Genomic DNA, 13,574 nt, shown 5'->3' on the forward strand with positions numbered 1-13,574 from the left:
TCCAGCGCATTCGCGAGCAGGCTCGCTCCCACAAGTCATCTGCTGATCGAAAGTTGTTGCAGCCTGCGACACCTCCAACGTTAACCGAGTGAAAACCCGATCCTGTAGGAGCCGCAGAAGGCTCGGGCCGCGATCTTTTGCTCTTAATCCGCCAACGCCGCGAAAACCGTATGCGCAATTTTCACCCGTTCGGCATTTGGGTAGTTTTTGTTGGCAAGAATTACCATGCCCATGTCCCGCGACGGCACGAACGCCACATACGCACCAAAGCCCCGCGTAGAACCGCTTTTGTTGAACAGCACATTGGCCGGCTCAGCTTGCGGTGGGGTCAGCCACTCGACTTTGTGAGGTTCCATGGCCATGGGGGTCGAGTTGCCGTTTTGCAGTTTTTCCAAAGTGATCGGGTAGGCGTAGCTTTCCCAGCCCAGGCCTTGGGTCATGTCGCCGACGCGGTAATAACCGATGTGGGTGTTGGCGATGGCTTGGTGCAGATCAGGCCCAAGGCTGGCCGGTTTCAGTTGTGCCTGGACGTAACGCAGCAGGTCGGCGGCGCTGGTTTTGATGCCGTAGGCCTCGGCGTCAAGGGCGCCGGGGCTGACGCGCACTGGTTGGTCGGCGCTGTCGTAGCCTTGGGCGTAAAGCTTCGACTGCGCTGGCGGCACGCTGAGGAAGGTGTGCTGCAAACCGAGTTTCGGCAGCAGGGTTTGCGTCATTGCCTGGTCGAATGGCTGGCCGAGGCTTTTCGCCGTCAGGTAGCCGAACAGGCCCAGGCTCGGGTTGGAATACAGGCGATGGCTGCCGGCGGGAAATTGCGGTTTCCACTGCTGGTAATAGCCGAGCATCTTGTCGGAAGAATCCGCCTCGGCAGGAAATTGCAACGGCAGACCGCCAGCACTATAGGTGCCCAGTTGCAGCACGCTGATGTTGTCGAAGGCGCTGCCCTTGAGCTCAGGCCAGAGCTGGCTGGCCTTGCTCGACAGGTCGAGTTTGCCGGTGGCCTGGGCGTAACCGGCGAGGGTGGCGGTGAAGGTTTTACTCACCGAGCCGACTTCGAACAGGGTGTTTTCACTGACTTTTTGCCCGGTGTCTTTGGCAGCGACTCCGTAATTAAAGTAATGCGCCTGGCCATTCAGCGTGATCGCTACGGTCAGCCCCGGGATGTTGTTTTGCTGCATCACCGGGGTGACGGCTTGGCTGACCAGTGCCTGCAATTGCCCATCGGTCGGCGTTGCGGCATGACAGGCAACGCTGCCAAAGAACAGTGCGAAAGCGCTGTGGGAAAAGACCTTGCTCGGGTTGAAGGAACACATGAGTGAATCACTCTCCATGAGTGTCGTTTGTTGTATCCCGCTACACTGCGGGTGATTTTTTCATCGGGCGGCTGATCAGCGCGGTTAATTTAGGCACTTTGCCGACCTTCGACAAACGATGAAAACTCGCACGAACCCTTAGAAAAATTTGGGACAACCCATGATTCGACCGCAACTGCCGCTCAACGCTCTGCGCGCGTTTGAAGCTTCGGCACGCCACCTGAGCTTCACCCGCGCCGCCGTCGAACTGTGCGTAACGCAGGCAGCGGTCAGCCATCAGGTCAAAAGCCTGGAAGCGCAGCTCAACCTGACCCTGTTCAAACGCCTGCCCCGTGGGCTGATGCTGACCAGTGAAGGCGAAACCTTGCTGCCGGTGCTCAGCACCTCATTCGACCACATTGCGCAGATGCTCGAGCGTCTGGCTGGTGGGCAGTATCGCGACATGTTGACGGTCGGCGCGGTGGGCACGTTTGCCGTGGGCTGGCTGTTGCCGAGGCTGGCGGACTTTCGGGCGAAATATCCGCTGATCGATTTACGCCTCTCGACGAATAACAACCGGGTCGATGTGGCGGCGGAAGGGCTGGATTACGCGATTCGGTTCGGCGCTGGCGCCTGGCATGGCATTGAGGCGACACGCTTGCTCGATGCGCCGTTGTCGGTGTTATGCGTGCCGGAGATTGCCCGGCAACTGCACGCGCCGGCGGACTTGTTGCAGCAGACCTTGCTGCGTTCCTATCGCACTGATGAATGGCCGCAGTGGTTTCAGGCGGCGGGACTGGCGACCCAGGCTGCGCCACCGCAAAGCATCGTCTTCGATTCTTCACTGGCGATGATGGAAACGGCGTTGCAGGGCGGCGGCGTGGCGTTGGCGCCGCCGCTGATGTTCGCCCGGCAACTGGCAGCGGATGCGATCTGCCAGCCGTTCGCGATCGAGATCACCACCGGCAGTTACTGGCTGACGCGGTTGCAGTCGCGAGCGGAAACGGTGGCGATGAAAGCGTTCAAAACCTGGTTGCTGCAAATTTCTGCCTGATTCACCTCATTCCCTGTGGGAGCTGGCTTGCCAGCGATGGGGTCGCAATGGCCAACATTGATGCTGGCTGACCCACCGCTATCGCTGGCAAGCCAGCTCCCACAGGTTTATCAGTTGAATTACAGGGCCGGGCTTTAATCCTCGATTTTTCTCACCGCACCAGGCACGGCCGCTTGTTATCGAATTTCCACCCCGGAATCAGGAACTGCATCGCCACACTGTCATCCCGCGCGCCGAGGCCCATGCCTTTGTAGAGTTCGTGAGCCTTGGCCACTTGATCCATGTCCAGTTCCACGCCCAGTCCCGGTTTCTGCGGCACTTGCACGCAGCCGTCGACAATTTGCAGCGGTGCCTTGGTCAGACGCTGGCCGTCCTGCCAGATCCAATGGGTGTCGATGGCCGTGATGTCGCCCGGTGCCGCAGCGGCGACATGGGTAAACATCGCCAGAGAGATATCGAAGTGGTTGTTGGAATGCGAACCCCAAGTCAGGCCCCATTCGTGGCACATCTGCGCGACGCGCACCGAACCCTGCATGGTCCAGAAGTGCGGGTCGGCCAGCGGGATGTCCACTGACTGCAACTGAATCGCGTGACCCATTTCGCGCCAGTCGGTGGCGATCATGTTGGTCGCGGTTTTCAGCCCGGTGGCGCGGCGGAATTCAGCCATGACTTCGCGACCGGAATAACCGTTTTCCGCACCGCACGGGTCTTCGGCGTAGGCGAGTACGTGATGCTGATCGCGGCATAGACGAATCGCCTCTTTCAATGACCATGCACCGTTCGGGTCGAGGGTAATCCGCGCGTCGGGGAAGCGTTCGGCCAGTGCTGTGACCGCTTCGATTTCGGCATCGCCGCTGAGCACGCCGCCCTTGAGTTTGAAATCCTTGAAGCCGTACTTGGCGTGCGCCGCCTCCGCCAGACGCACGACCGCTTCGGCGGTCATGGCTTTCTCGTGGCGCACGCGGAACCAGTCGTTGTCGGCGTCCGGTTCGCTGCGGTAGGCGAGATCGGTTTCGTGCTGATCGCCAACGTAAAACAGATAACCGAGCATTTTCACTTCGTCGCGTTGCTGACCTTCACCGAGCAGTGCCGCCACCGGCACGTCCAGATGTTGGCCGAGCAGGTCGAGGAGGGCGGCTTCCAGGCCGGTGACCGCGTGAATGGTGATGCGCAGGTCGAACGTCTGCAGACCACGGCCGCCGGCATCGCGGTCGGCGAAGGTCTGGCGCACCTGGTTGAGAATTTTCTGGTACGTGCCGATGGGGCTGCCGACCACCAGATTGCGCGCGTCTTCCAGTGTCTGGCGAATGCGCTCGCCACCGGGCACTTCGCCGACGCCGGTATGGCCGGCGTTGTCCTTGAGGATGACGATGTTGCGGGTGAAAAACGGCCCGTGGGCGCCGCTCAGGTTGAGCAGCATGCCGTCGTGACCGGCCACCGGAATGACCTGCATCTCGGTGATGATCGGAGCTTTGGCGGTGTCATGAACAGTCATTATTGTTTTCCTTGTCGAGACGAAGTCAGGCGTGTTTCGGCGCGGCGTCGGCCACGGCTTTTTCAGCAGCGGGTTTGGGCGTGGTGCGCGCAGCGAAGACGATGATTGCGGCGATGATCGAGGTCGCGGCCAGGCCATAGAGGCCGCCCTGAATCGAGCCGGTGTGTTGCTCAAGCAGGCCAAAAGTGGTCGGTGCGACGAAGCCGCCGAGGTTGCCGACCGAGTTGATCAGCGCGATCACTGCCGCCGCGATGCGTGCATCCAGATAAGCCTGGGGGATCGGCCAGAACAGTGACGAGGCGGATTTGAAGCCCAGCGCCGCAAAGCAGATCGCGACGAAGGCGAAGATCGGCCCGCCAGTGGTGGACATGAACATCCCCGCTGCGGCGATCAGCAGGGCAGTGGCGACCCACGCTTGTTGATGTTTCCACTTCGCCGACAGCGAGGCGAAGGCGTACATGCCGACGATCGACAGCAACCATGGAATCGAGTTGAACAGGCCGACCTGCACGTCGCTGAGTTCGCCCATCTTCTTGATGATGCTCGGCAGCCAGAAAGTCGCGGCGTAGATGGTCAGTTGAATGAAGAAGTAGATCAGGCAGAACAGAATGATCTGCCGGTCCTTGAGCAGTTTGCCCAGCGACGGCCGGATCGGCGTCGCCGCTTCGCGGGCCTTTTGCTCGTCGTCGATGGCGCTGACCAGCGCATCCTGTTCGGCGCGGCTCAGCCATTTCGCGTCGTGGGGTTTGGCGTCCAGCCAGAACCAGACAAACACGCACAGGCACACCGAGAACATCCCCTCGATGAAGTACATCCATTGCCAGCCGTGCATGCCCAGCCCATTGATCTGCAGGAGCAAACCGGACAGCGGACCGGAGATCAGCGAGGCCACGGCCGAGCCGCTGAGGAAAATCGCGATCGCCTTGCCGCGCTCAACGCCTGGCAGCCAACGAGTGAAGTAGTAAATCACCCCGGGAAAGAACCCGGCCTCGGCGACACCGAGCAGGAAACGCAGAATATAGAAGTGGGTTTCGTTCTGGATGAAGGCCATGCAGGCCGCGACTATGCCCCAAGTGAACATGATGCGGGTCAGCCAGATGCGTGCGCCGACTTTCTGCAAAAGCATGTTGGACGGCACTTCGAACAGCGCGTAACCGATGAAGAACAGCCCGGCGCCGAAGCCATAAGCGGCAGCACCAATGCCCAGATCGGTTTCCATGTGGGTGCGGACGAAGCCGATGTTCACCCGGTCAATGTAATTGACGATGAACATGATCACGAAGAGCGGCAGGACGTGGCGTTTGACTTTGGAGATGGCTGAGGCGAGCGTCGGGTCGACGCTGTCCTGCATCCCGGAGATGGAGGTTTTCACTGATGTTTCTCCCACTGATTATTTTTATGCGGGTAGGGCTGGGTGCTGCGTTGTTGATAGACATCATACAACTGTGTTTTTTTGTCCGACAAGTGGGGAGGGGCGATTATATTCTTCTGATTGTTCGGTTTCTTATGCGAAAACAGGATTTAAGCTCGTATTTGTTGATTGTTGCGCCAGTCGAGCGGAGCGCCTTTTTGAGATATGAATGGTGGTGCGTGATGGCTGGCTATCGAAAATATTCGACGTAATTGAGTGTTGTCATACAAGTTGATGTCCCATCGACCGCTAAAATCCATCTCAACCGTCATTCCGCAGTGCTACGATCGGCAAGCCCCGATCACCGGAACCGATCATGCAAGAAGACCTCGACGCGCCCGCGCGCAAACGCACGCACAACCTCGCTCATGACCTGGTGGAAAAGCTCACCCAGAGCATCCTGCTCGGGCAACTGTCACCCGGTGACAAGCTGCCTTCGGAGAACTCCATCGTGCAGGAGCACGGCGTCAGCCGCACGGTGGTACGCGAGGCGATTTCCAAGTTGCAGGCCTCGGGGCTGGTGGAGACGCGCCATGGCATCGGTACTTTCGTGATCGAACGCGCAGCGGAGCAGGGCCTGCGCCTGAATGTCGACACGGCGCTCGGTGTGCGCAGCATTCTTGAGCTGCGCATGGGCCTGGAAACGCAAGCGGCCGCACTGGCGGCGCAGCGGCGCAGTGAGCAGCAGGTCCAGCAGATGCGTCAGGCGCTGGATGACTATCAACGGCTGCTGGCTAACAATGACAGCTGCGTGGAAGCCGATCGGCGTTTTCATCTGCTGATCGCCGAGGCCACCGGCAACGCTTGTTTCAGCGAGATCATGCAGCACCTGGGCAGTGCGATGATCCCGCGCAATCGCCTGAATGCCGCCGAGCGTGGCGCGGCGGATCTGAGCAAGCTCGGGCACTTGGCCAATCTGGAACACGAGGCGATTCTGAATGCGATCAAACGTCAGGACGCCGATGCCGCCCGTGCCGCGATGTGGTTGCACCTGACCAACAGTCGCGATCGCTTTACCGCCCAAGGCTGATGCCGCTGGTCTGATCTATCGCACGCCGTCAACGGTCGCGCTTCCAAACAATACGCCCCGGATAATCCGGGCCAGTATTGTGAGGTGCAGCATGGCTGATGACTCGCTTGTTCCCGGTGGCGTGGCGCCCACCGAGCAGACCCGCCCCGTATCCGGCACTGACGAGCCGACCCTGAGCGATCACGACGCCCCGCCGGGCATGGACCCTGGCCGCGACCCATTGAGCGATGCCGACCGGCCGGATGACTGGAAGGATCCGCCGGATGACGACGATGTACCGCCAGCGGATGAGCCGACGCCGTTGTCCGATGATTTGCGCTGAAGTCCGGATGATCCGCTGAGTTCGCCGGCCTCTTGGCGAGCAGGCTCGCTCCCACAGGGAATTTGTGTCATCCAGTGTGGGAGCGAGCCTGCTCGCGAAGACGGCATCGGCTTCACAGCAGACTCAAGCCTTGCTCTCAACTGCCCGAACGACGCCAACCCCACGCTCCAGATTCAATGCCAACACACTGATCAACACCACCATCGCCCCCATCAGTACCATCAACGTCGGCCGTTCACCCAGTCCCCACGACGCAATTCCCATGGCCGTCGGCGGTATCAGATACAAGGTCATCGTCGCCCGACTCAAGTCCACATGCTTGAGCACGAAACCCCAGGCCAGATACGCCAGTGCGCTGGGAAACACCCCCAACATCAGCACCGCCCACTGCGCTTGCGGCGGCGCCTGCATCACGGCGTCAGCCAGCCCCGGCAGATAAATCAGCAACAGCAACGTCCCCGACCACACCGCGTAGCAGCCCAGGCTGAAACCGTCGTAGCGCCGCGCATGATGCTTTTGCAGGGCGAAATAGATGCTCCAGGAAAGCGCCGCCAACAAGATCAACAAGCCATGGGCATTGATAGCGCCCATGCCCTTGTCGCCGCTGACTACGATCACCACGCCGACAAATCCAAGCAGCACACAGCCCCAACGCCAGGCGCTGACGCGGTCCTTGAACACAAATCGCGCCAGCAGCGTGCTGAATAACGGGCTCGACTGCGCCAGCACGCTGGAAGCCCCGGCACTGATGCCTTGCTGGCCGATGTTCAGGGCGACGTGATGCAGGCTGACGGCGAAGAAACCCAATGCAACCAGCAACGGCACATCGCGCCACTGCGGCAGGCGAATGCCTTTGAAAATTGCGATCAGCGCCATCAACAGCGACGCCAGCAGAAAACGCAGCAAGGCCAGATGTCCGGGCTCATACCCTTGCAAGCCGACATGAATACCGGTGGGCGAATAGCCCCAGCAGGCGATGACAAACGCCATGGCCAGGATAATTTTGCAGGTAGAAGTGGAAGTCATGAACGAGGCACCAGGGCAGTGGATGCGCCGAGTATCCGCGTGCCCGATCATTCGTCACAACTGACTTATACTGCGCTGATTGTTCACTCAGAGTGATGATTATGGAGCTGGCGCAAATCCGCATGTTCAAGACTGTGGCCGAGGTCGGCAGCATTGCCCGGGCCGCCGAAAAACTGTTCTGCGTGCCGTCGAACATCACCGCGCGGATCAAAGCGCTGGAGGCCGAGTTGGGCGTGGCGCTGTTCTTGCGCGAGGGGCGCGGATTGCGGATCAGCCCGGCGGGACAGACCTTTCTGGTTTATGCGGAAAAGATTCTGGCGCTGACCGTTGAAGCCAAACGCGCGCTAGACCCTGCCGCCGAGCCGTCCGGACCGCTGCGCATCGGCGCCATCGAGTCCTCGGCGACCGGGCGCTTGCCGCGCCTGCTGGCGAAATTCCACAAGCGTTATCCGCAAGTAGCACTGGAACTGACCACCGGCACCTGGAGCCAGTTGCTCGACGACACCGTCAACCATCGTCTGGATGGCGCGATCGTGGCGGTAGATGTCGAACGTGCTCAGCTCAAACGCACGCCGATGTATCGCGAGCAATTGTTGCTGATCGCCTCGACTTCAATCGGCCCGGTGCGCGACATCGGCGATTTGCAAGACAAAACCGTGTTCATGTGGCCGCCGGGTTGCCCGTACCGCGCGGCACTTGAGCATTGGTTGCTTCGCCAGGGGCAGGCGCTGCCGATTGTCAGTCTGGCCAGTTACGGAGCGATTGTCGGCTGCGTCAGTGCCGGTGCCGGGGTGGCGCTGGTGCCCAGGGGCGTGTTCGAGCAGTACGCCAAAGGCGCGGGCTGCGTGGGTCATGAATTTGCCGAACTGACGGCGATCGAGAATTTGTTTTACTGGCATGAGAATGCCGGCGTGCACCCGGCGCGGGAGGCGTTTGTGGCGATGTTACGGGAAGAGTTTGCCCAATAGAAAAGCGGCCCTCACCCCAGCCCTCTCCCGGAGGGAGAGGGGTCGACCGAGGTGTCTTGCGTCAGACATCGACCTGAAAGTCCGAGCCGATCATGCATTCACGAGCACAACCAGCGCTGCGTAGTTTGCGGATTCAGCGGTCCCGGTTCAGGTCAGCGTACCTCTGAAATATCCCCCGATCAGTCCCCTCTCCCTCTGGGAGAGGGCTAGGGTGAGGGGCTTTTCAGGTCCGCGGCAAATCCCGCATCAACAGCCCAAAGCGCAAATCCACCGCATCCGGAATCGGCACGTACACCGTATGCCCGTCCCCCGGCGCCACTTCGATCGCTTGCCCGCTGACACTCTGCAATTCATGCAGATCAAAATGGAAATTGCCCTTGGGCGTCATCAGTTCCAGATGATCGCCCACGGCAAAACGATTCTTCACTTTCACTTCGGCCAGGCGATCCCGGCGCTCGCCGGTCAGCTCGCCAACGAACTGCTGACGCTCCGACACCGAACTGCCGTGTTGATAATTCTGATATTCGTCGTGCACATGTCGGCGCAGAAAACCTTCGGTGTAGCCGCGCTGGGCCAGCGATTCCAGATCCAGCATCAGGCTGCGATCGAACTCGCGCCCGGCCACGGCATCATCGATCGCCCGGCGATATACCTGGGTGGTGCGCGCGCAGTAAAAGTGCGATTTGGTCCGGCCTTCGATTTTCAATGAGTGCACACCCATGCGCGTCAGACGCTCGAAATGCTGCACCGCGCGCAGGTCCTTGGCGTTCATGATGTAGGTGCCGTGTTCGTCTTCGAAAGCCGGCATCAATTCGTCGGGGCGGTTGGCTTCCTGGAGCAGGAAGACTTGATCGGTCGGTGCGCCGAGACCCAGCGTCGGCTCGGGTTCAAAGGTCTGGACGATCTCGCCGAGCTGGTTTTCCGTCGCTTCTTGCGCCGTGTACTTCCAGCGGCAGGCGTTGGTGCAGGTGCCCTGATTGGCATCGCGCTTGTTCATGTAACCGGAAAGCAGGCAGCGCCCGGAATAGGCCATGCACAGCGCGCCGTGCACGAACACCTCCAGCTCCATGCCCGGCACCTGCTCGCGGATTTCACCGATTTCTTCGAGCGAGAGTTCGCGCGACAGGATGATCCGGCTCAGCCCCTGTTGCTGCCAGAACTCGACGCTCGCCCAATTCACCGTGTTGGCCTGCACCGACAGGTGAATCGGCATCTGCGGAAAATGCTGGCGCACCAGCATGATCAGGCCCGGATCGGACATGATCAGCGCATCCGGGGCCATCTCGATCACCGGCGCCAGATCCTTGAGAAACGTCTTCAGCTTGGCGTTGTGCGGGGCGATGTTGACCACGACGTAGAAGCGCTTGCCCTGCGCCTGCGCCTCACGGATGCCCAGCGCCAGGTTGGCATGATCGAACTCGTTGTTGCGCACCCGCAGGCTGTAGCGCGGCTGGCCGGCGTAGACCGCATCGGCGCCGTAGGCGAAGGCGTAGCGCATGTTTTTCAGGGTGCCGGCGGGGGCGAGAAGCTCGGGGGCGATGAGAGTCTGCATTTGGATGTCGGTCGCAAAAGCCGCGCAGGGTAGGGCAGCTGTTGCGAGGGTTCATTGATCTGGATCTATGCTCCATGAATAAACATGGCACTCGCGCGCTCGGCGGCTGACTAAGTGGGGCGGGCGTGCGTGACGCCTGACTGACATGGACCGGATATGAACGAAAAGAGTCTGCAATTCAAATCCCTGACGGTGCTGCTGGTGCTGGTCACGGTGGCCTTTATCTGGATTCTGTTGCCGTTCTACGGCGCGGTATTCTGGGCTGTCATCCTCGGCATTCTGTTTGCGCCGGTACAGCGCAGGTTGCAGCAGAAGTTCGGCTGGCAACGCAACGTGACGTCGCTGTGCACCTTGAGCCTGTGCCTGGTGGTCGCGATTCTGCCGGTGATCATCGTCAGCATCCTGCTGGTGCAGGAAGGGGCGACTGTCTACAAGAACATTGAAAGCGGCGAGCTGGACATCGCTGCGTATCTGGCGCAGTTCAAGCACAGCCTGCCGCCTTACTTTCAGCACTTGCTCGACCGCTTTGGCATGGGCGAACTCGACAGCCTGCGCGAGAAGATCGTCAAAGCGGCGATGCAGGGCAGCCAGGTGCTGGCGACTCAGGCGTTCAGTTTCGGCCAGGGCACGTTCGAATTCGTGGTGAGCTTTTTCATCATGCTGTATCTGCTGTTTTTCTTTCTGCGTGACGGCCCCGAGCTGGCGCGCAAGATGCGCACTGCCGTGCCGCTGGAAGAAAACCACAAGCGCCGCCTGCAACTGAAGTTCAACCGCGTGGTGCGCGCGACAGTCAAAGGCAACGTGGTGGTGGCCGTGACCCAAGGTGCGCTGGGCGGGCTGATTTTCTGGTTTCTCGACATTCCCAGCGCGTTGCTCTGGGCGGTACTGATGGCGTTTCTGTCGCTGTTGCCAGCGGTGGGCGCGGGGATTGTCTGGGCGCCGGTGGCGGTGTACTTCCTGCTCAGCGGCATGATCTGGCAGGGCGTGGTGCTGGGCTTGTTCGGCGTATTCGTGATCGGCCTGGTCGACAACGTGCTGCGCCCGATTCTGGTAGGCAAGGATACGAAAATGCCCGATTACCTGATTCTGGTCTCGACCCTCGGCGGCCTCGCGGTATTCGGCCTCAACGGCTTTGTGATCGGGCCGCTGATTGCCGCATTGTTCCTGTCGAGCTGGGCGCTGTTCGTCGAGACCAAGCCCAAGGTGCAACTGCCCTAAGCATGAAATGTGCTGCTGGCGACCTGCTGCGACAAAGCCTGCGCTGCTGGTAACGAGGTGAGCGGGCCGCTGATCGGCTCGCCATCGCGCACCAGATACCAGCAAGCGAGCAAACCGGATGCACGCAGCGAAGCGGGAACTGCGCTGCCGATCACCGACATGATTTGAACCTGTGCCATGGGAAAACCTCCATCAAACTGATGGGGCTACCTTAGGGATTTGCCGGCACGACGGACAATCAACGCTTTCGATAGTGGTCATTGATGCCAGTGAGGTCTGGCGTCATTCGACCACTTGATCGAGCATGTGCATGACTTCGCGCTCATTGAGCAGGCCCTTGTGCACGAGGTTCTCGGCGAGCAGGGACAGCAGCTTGGCGCAGCGATGGCCTTCCAGGTGCTTGAGCTCGGTGAGCGCGCTGTACACCTTGCTCGAGGTGCACAGACCGACGATGCGGTGCGGGTTTTGTGTGGGCATACAGTCGTCCTTGTTGTTATCGATCTGTTGTTTACGGACGGATTCAGATTGCAGTTCCGTCATGACAAAGCGGTGACCGTTTGATGAAAAAAGCCCGACGGTCGATTCCATCATGCCGACTTTAGCTGCTCAAACTGTTCTCACAGCGACCCTGGCGAGATTTTTTCAGACGTTGGCCGACCAGCGGTCATAAAAAAGCCCCGCTTGAAAACGGGGCTCTGTGTTGCGCTTACCAGCGTGGACCGCCGTAGTAGCCATGCGGGCCGCCGTAGTAGCCGTGGGGGCGACCGTAATAACCACGAGGCGGGCCGTAATAGACGGGGGCCGGCTGCACGTAGACCGGTTGTTGTACATACACCGGCGCCGGCTGGTAATAGACCGGTGGCGGCGGTTGCTGCACGTAGACCGGTTGCGGCTGAACATAAACCGGCTGCTGCTGCACGTACACCGGCCGATCCTGGTTGATCAGTGCCGAGCCGATGATGGCCGAGCCGACGATCGCGCCAAACACTGCAGGGCCCTGCCAGCCATGGCCACCACCCGCTTCAGCCTGGCCGGTGACGGCAAGTGCGCCAATCAACAAAGCCATGATGGGAAGTTTACGAATCATGATAAGTCCTCGGTTCTTCGACCCGGCGCCGCGGCCTGAATCAGGCCCACAGTTGTCGCGGGGATACAGCTAAGACAGCAAATTTGCGAAATTCAGCACAGCCGCTGGGTAAATTTTGTGTAAGGTCTGTACCGGCTTCTTTACCCGGCTACGCGGCGCCACAAACAAGCCCAAATGATGATTCAGAACCCGGTGGGCTGGCCAATCCCGTCCATCCGAAAGTGCGTTTGAAGGAGAAGTTTCATGCAGATGAACCCGAACAAAGACACCCAATTGTGCATGTCCCTGTCCGGGCGGCCGGGGAATTTCGGTCTGCGTTTTCACAACCATTTGTATGAACAGCTGGGCCTGAACTTCTACTACAAGGCGTTCAGCAGCCAGGACCTGACCGGCGCGGTCGGTGGCATCCGGGCACTGGGCATTCGTGGCTGCGGCGTGTCGATGCCGTTCAAGGAAGCCTGCATTGCGCTGGTCGATGAGCTGGATGCGTCGGCGGCGGCGATCCAGTCGATCAACACCATCGTCAACACTGGCGGCCACCTCAAGGCCTACAACACCGATTACATCGCCGTCGCGCAATTGCTGGAGAGCCACGCGGTGCCGAAAGATTCGACCTTCGCTCTGCGTGGCAGCGGCGGCATGGCCAAAGCGGTGGCCAGCGCCCTGCGCGATGGTGGCTACAAGAACGGTTTGATTGTCGCCCGTAACGAGCGGGCCGGCCGCGCCTTGGCGGATTCGCTGGGTTATCGCTGGCAGGCAGAGCTGGGTGACGAGCGCCCGCAGATGCTGATCAATGTCACCCCGGTAGGCATGGACGGCGGGCCGGAGGCGGGGCAACTGGCGTTCGAGCCTGAAGTGATCAAAGCGGCTGAGACCATATTCGACGTGGTGGCGATCCCTTCGGAGACGCCGCTGATCGTGCGGGCGCGGGCTGAGGGCAAGCGAGTGATCACCGGGCTGGAAGTGATAGCGATTCAGGCGCTGGAGCAGTTTGTCCTGTACACCGGGGTGCGGCCGAATGAGGCTCAGTTTGCGGCGGCGGTGGATTTTGCGCGTAGCTGATTGAGTTTTGTGGTGGCGGGTCTGGCCGCTTCGCGAGCAGGCTCGCTCCCACAGGTTGAG

The 13,574-nt window shown here is 60.3% G+C and carries 14 protein-coding genes; 6 read left to right on the plus strand and 8 right to left on the minus strand.

The features are described from left to right. Positions 1 to 143 precede the first annotated feature (143 nt). Complete coding sequence (gene ampC / locus ACZZ0K_RS06850) at positions 144 to 1,310, minus strand: class C beta-lactamase (protein ID WP_258706951.1); 1,167 nt, start codon at positions 1,308 to 1,310, stop codon at positions 144 to 146. 160 nt (positions 1,311 to 1,470) lie between these two features. On the opposite strand from ampC, the gene ACZZ0K_RS06855 reads away from it, so the two are divergent. Continuing rightward, positions 1,471 to 2,343 (plus strand): LysR family transcriptional regulator, encoded by an 873-nt coding sequence (locus ACZZ0K_RS06855; RefSeq protein ID WP_258706950.1) that lies wholly within the window; start codon positions 1,471 to 1,473, stop codon positions 2,341 to 2,343. Positions 2,344 to 2,494: 151 nt separating this feature from the next. Here the strand turns inward: ACZZ0K_RS06855 and gudD are convergent, their stop codons facing one another. Continuing rightward, positions 2,495 to 3,838: a glucarate dehydratase gene (gene gudD, locus ACZZ0K_RS06860; protein WP_258706949.1), complete on the minus strand. Its 1,344-nt coding sequence runs from the start codon at positions 3,836 to 3,838 to the stop codon at positions 2,495 to 2,497. A 25-nt stretch (positions 3,839 to 3,863) separates the two neighbouring features. After that, a complete protein-coding gene (locus tag ACZZ0K_RS06865) occupies positions 3,864 to 5,210 on the minus strand; it encodes an MFS transporter (RefSeq protein ID WP_024013478.1) in 1,347 nt (448 codons plus the stop codon). Positions 5,211 to 5,565: 355 nt separating this feature from the next. On the opposite strand from ACZZ0K_RS06865, the gene ACZZ0K_RS06870 reads away from it, so the two are divergent. Together ACZZ0K_RS06870 and ACZZ0K_RS06875 are read left to right on the plus strand one after the other, a co-directional pair. Continuing rightward, positions 5,566 to 6,279: a FadR/GntR family transcriptional regulator gene (locus tag ACZZ0K_RS06870; protein ID WP_056788733.1), complete on the plus strand. Its 714-nt coding sequence runs from the start codon at positions 5,566 to 5,568 to the stop codon at positions 6,277 to 6,279. Positions 6,280 to 6,370: 91 nt separating this feature from the next. Beyond that, positions 6,371 to 6,601: a hypothetical protein gene (locus ACZZ0K_RS06875; RefSeq protein WP_252886456.1), complete on the plus strand. Its 231-nt coding sequence runs from the start codon at positions 6,371 to 6,373 to the stop codon at positions 6,599 to 6,601. Between the two features lie 123 nt (positions 6,602 to 6,724). On the opposite strand, the gene ACZZ0K_RS06880 is transcribed toward ACZZ0K_RS06875, so the two are convergent. Further along, positions 6,725 to 7,627: a DMT family transporter gene (locus tag ACZZ0K_RS06880; protein WP_258706948.1), complete on the minus strand. Its 903-nt coding sequence runs from the start codon at positions 7,625 to 7,627 to the stop codon at positions 6,725 to 6,727. Positions 7,628 to 7,728: 101 nt separating this feature from the next. Here ACZZ0K_RS06880 and ACZZ0K_RS06885 point away from each other — a divergent pair, with 101 nt between their 5' ends. Further along, positions 7,729 to 8,595: a LysR family transcriptional regulator gene (locus ACZZ0K_RS06885; protein WP_258706947.1), complete on the plus strand. Its 867-nt coding sequence runs from the start codon at positions 7,729 to 7,731 to the stop codon at positions 8,593 to 8,595. Between the two features lie 223 nt (positions 8,596 to 8,818). On the opposite strand, the gene trhP is transcribed toward ACZZ0K_RS06885, so the two are convergent. Beyond that, entirely contained in the window at positions 8,819 to 10,147 is a 1,329-nt protein-coding gene (trhP, locus tag ACZZ0K_RS06890) for a prephenate-dependent tRNA uridine(34) hydroxylase TrhP (protein ID WP_258706946.1), read from the minus strand. A gap of 156 nt (positions 10,148 to 10,303) precedes the next feature. Between trhP and ACZZ0K_RS06895 the strand changes: the two genes are divergently transcribed. Beyond that, the gene (locus ACZZ0K_RS06895; RefSeq protein WP_076563570.1) at positions 10,304 to 11,365 is read left to right on the plus strand and encodes an AI-2E family transporter; all 1,062 of its coding nucleotides are present in this window, start codon (positions 10,304 to 10,306) and stop codon (positions 11,363 to 11,365) included. On the opposite strand, the gene ACZZ0K_RS06900 is transcribed toward ACZZ0K_RS06895, so the two are convergent. From ACZZ0K_RS06900 to ACZZ0K_RS06910, 3 genes are all read right to left on the minus strand, one after another. Continuing rightward, on the minus strand, positions 11,362 to 11,544 hold the full coding sequence (locus ACZZ0K_RS06900; protein WP_041477171.1) for a hypothetical protein: 183 nt from the start codon (positions 11,542 to 11,544) through the stop codon (positions 11,362 to 11,364). The two genes, ACZZ0K_RS06895 and ACZZ0K_RS06900, sit on opposite strands and share 4 nt — an antisense overlap. A 103-nt stretch (positions 11,545 to 11,647) precedes the next feature. Next, entirely contained in the window at positions 11,648 to 11,842 is a 195-nt protein-coding gene (locus ACZZ0K_RS06905) for a hypothetical protein (protein WP_016770691.1), read from the minus strand. A gap of 229 nt (positions 11,843 to 12,071) precedes the next feature. After that, positions 12,072 to 12,452, minus strand: a complete 381-nt coding sequence (locus tag ACZZ0K_RS06910; protein WP_024013471.1) for a hypothetical protein — start codon at positions 12,450 to 12,452, stop codon at positions 12,072 to 12,074. A gap of 243 nt (positions 12,453 to 12,695) precedes the next feature. On the opposite strand from ACZZ0K_RS06910, the gene ACZZ0K_RS06915 reads away from it, so the two are divergent. Then, positions 12,696 to 13,514: a shikimate 5-dehydrogenase gene (locus tag ACZZ0K_RS06915; protein WP_258706945.1), complete on the plus strand. Its 819-nt coding sequence runs from the start codon at positions 12,696 to 12,698 to the stop codon at positions 13,512 to 13,514. The last annotated feature ends 60 nt before the right edge of the window (positions 13,515 to 13,574 follow it).

This window comes from Pseudomonas sp. AC255, from assembly GCF_979258175.1.

What these genes read in the sequence shown, in the direction of transcription:
- ACZZ0K_RS06880 (WP_258706948.1), bottom strand. Translation starts at nt 7,627, where the DNA reads ATGACTTCCACTTCTACCTGCAAAATTATCCTGGCCATGGCGTTTGTC.
- ACZZ0K_RS06855 (WP_258706950.1), top strand. Translation starts at nt 1,471, where the DNA reads ATGATTCGACCGCAACTGCCGCTCAACGCTCTGCGCGCGTTTGAAGCT.
- ACZZ0K_RS06870 (WP_056788733.1), top strand. Translation starts at nt 5,566, where the DNA reads ATGCAAGAAGACCTCGACGCGCCCGCGCGCAAACGCACGCACAACCTC.
- ACZZ0K_RS06915 (WP_258706945.1), top strand. Translation starts at nt 12,696, where the DNA reads ATGCAGATGAACCCGAACAAAGACACCCAATTGTGCATGTCCCTGTCC.
- ampC (WP_258706951.1), bottom strand. Translation starts at nt 1,310, where the DNA reads ATGTGTTCCTTCAACCCGAGCAAGGTCTTTTCCCACAGCGCTTTCGCA.
- ACZZ0K_RS06885 (WP_258706947.1), top strand. Translation starts at nt 7,729, where the DNA reads ATGGAGCTGGCGCAAATCCGCATGTTCAAGACTGTGGCCGAGGTCGGC.
- ACZZ0K_RS06875 (WP_252886456.1), top strand. Translation starts at nt 6,371, where the DNA reads ATGGCTGATGACTCGCTTGTTCCCGGTGGCGTGGCGCCCACCGAGCAG.
- ACZZ0K_RS06910 (WP_024013471.1), bottom strand. Translation starts at nt 12,452, where the DNA reads ATGATTCGTAAACTTCCCATCATGGCTTTGTTGATTGGCGCACTTGCC.
- ACZZ0K_RS06895 (WP_076563570.1), top strand. Translation starts at nt 10,304, where the DNA reads ATGAACGAAAAGAGTCTGCAATTCAAATCCCTGACGGTGCTGCTGGTG.
- ACZZ0K_RS06905 (WP_016770691.1), bottom strand. Translation starts at nt 11,842, where the DNA reads ATGCCCACACAAAACCCGCACCGCATCGTCGGTCTGTGCACCTCGAGC.
- trhP (WP_258706946.1), bottom strand. Translation starts at nt 10,147, where the DNA reads ATGCAGACTCTCATCGCCCCCGAGCTTCTCGCCCCCGCCGGCACCCTG.
- gudD (WP_258706949.1), bottom strand. Translation starts at nt 3,838, where the DNA reads ATGACTGTTCATGACACCGCCAAAGCTCCGATCATCACCGAGATGCAG.
- ACZZ0K_RS06900 (WP_041477171.1), bottom strand. Translation starts at nt 11,544, where the DNA reads ATGGCACAGGTTCAAATCATGTCGGTGATCGGCAGCGCAGTTCCCGCT.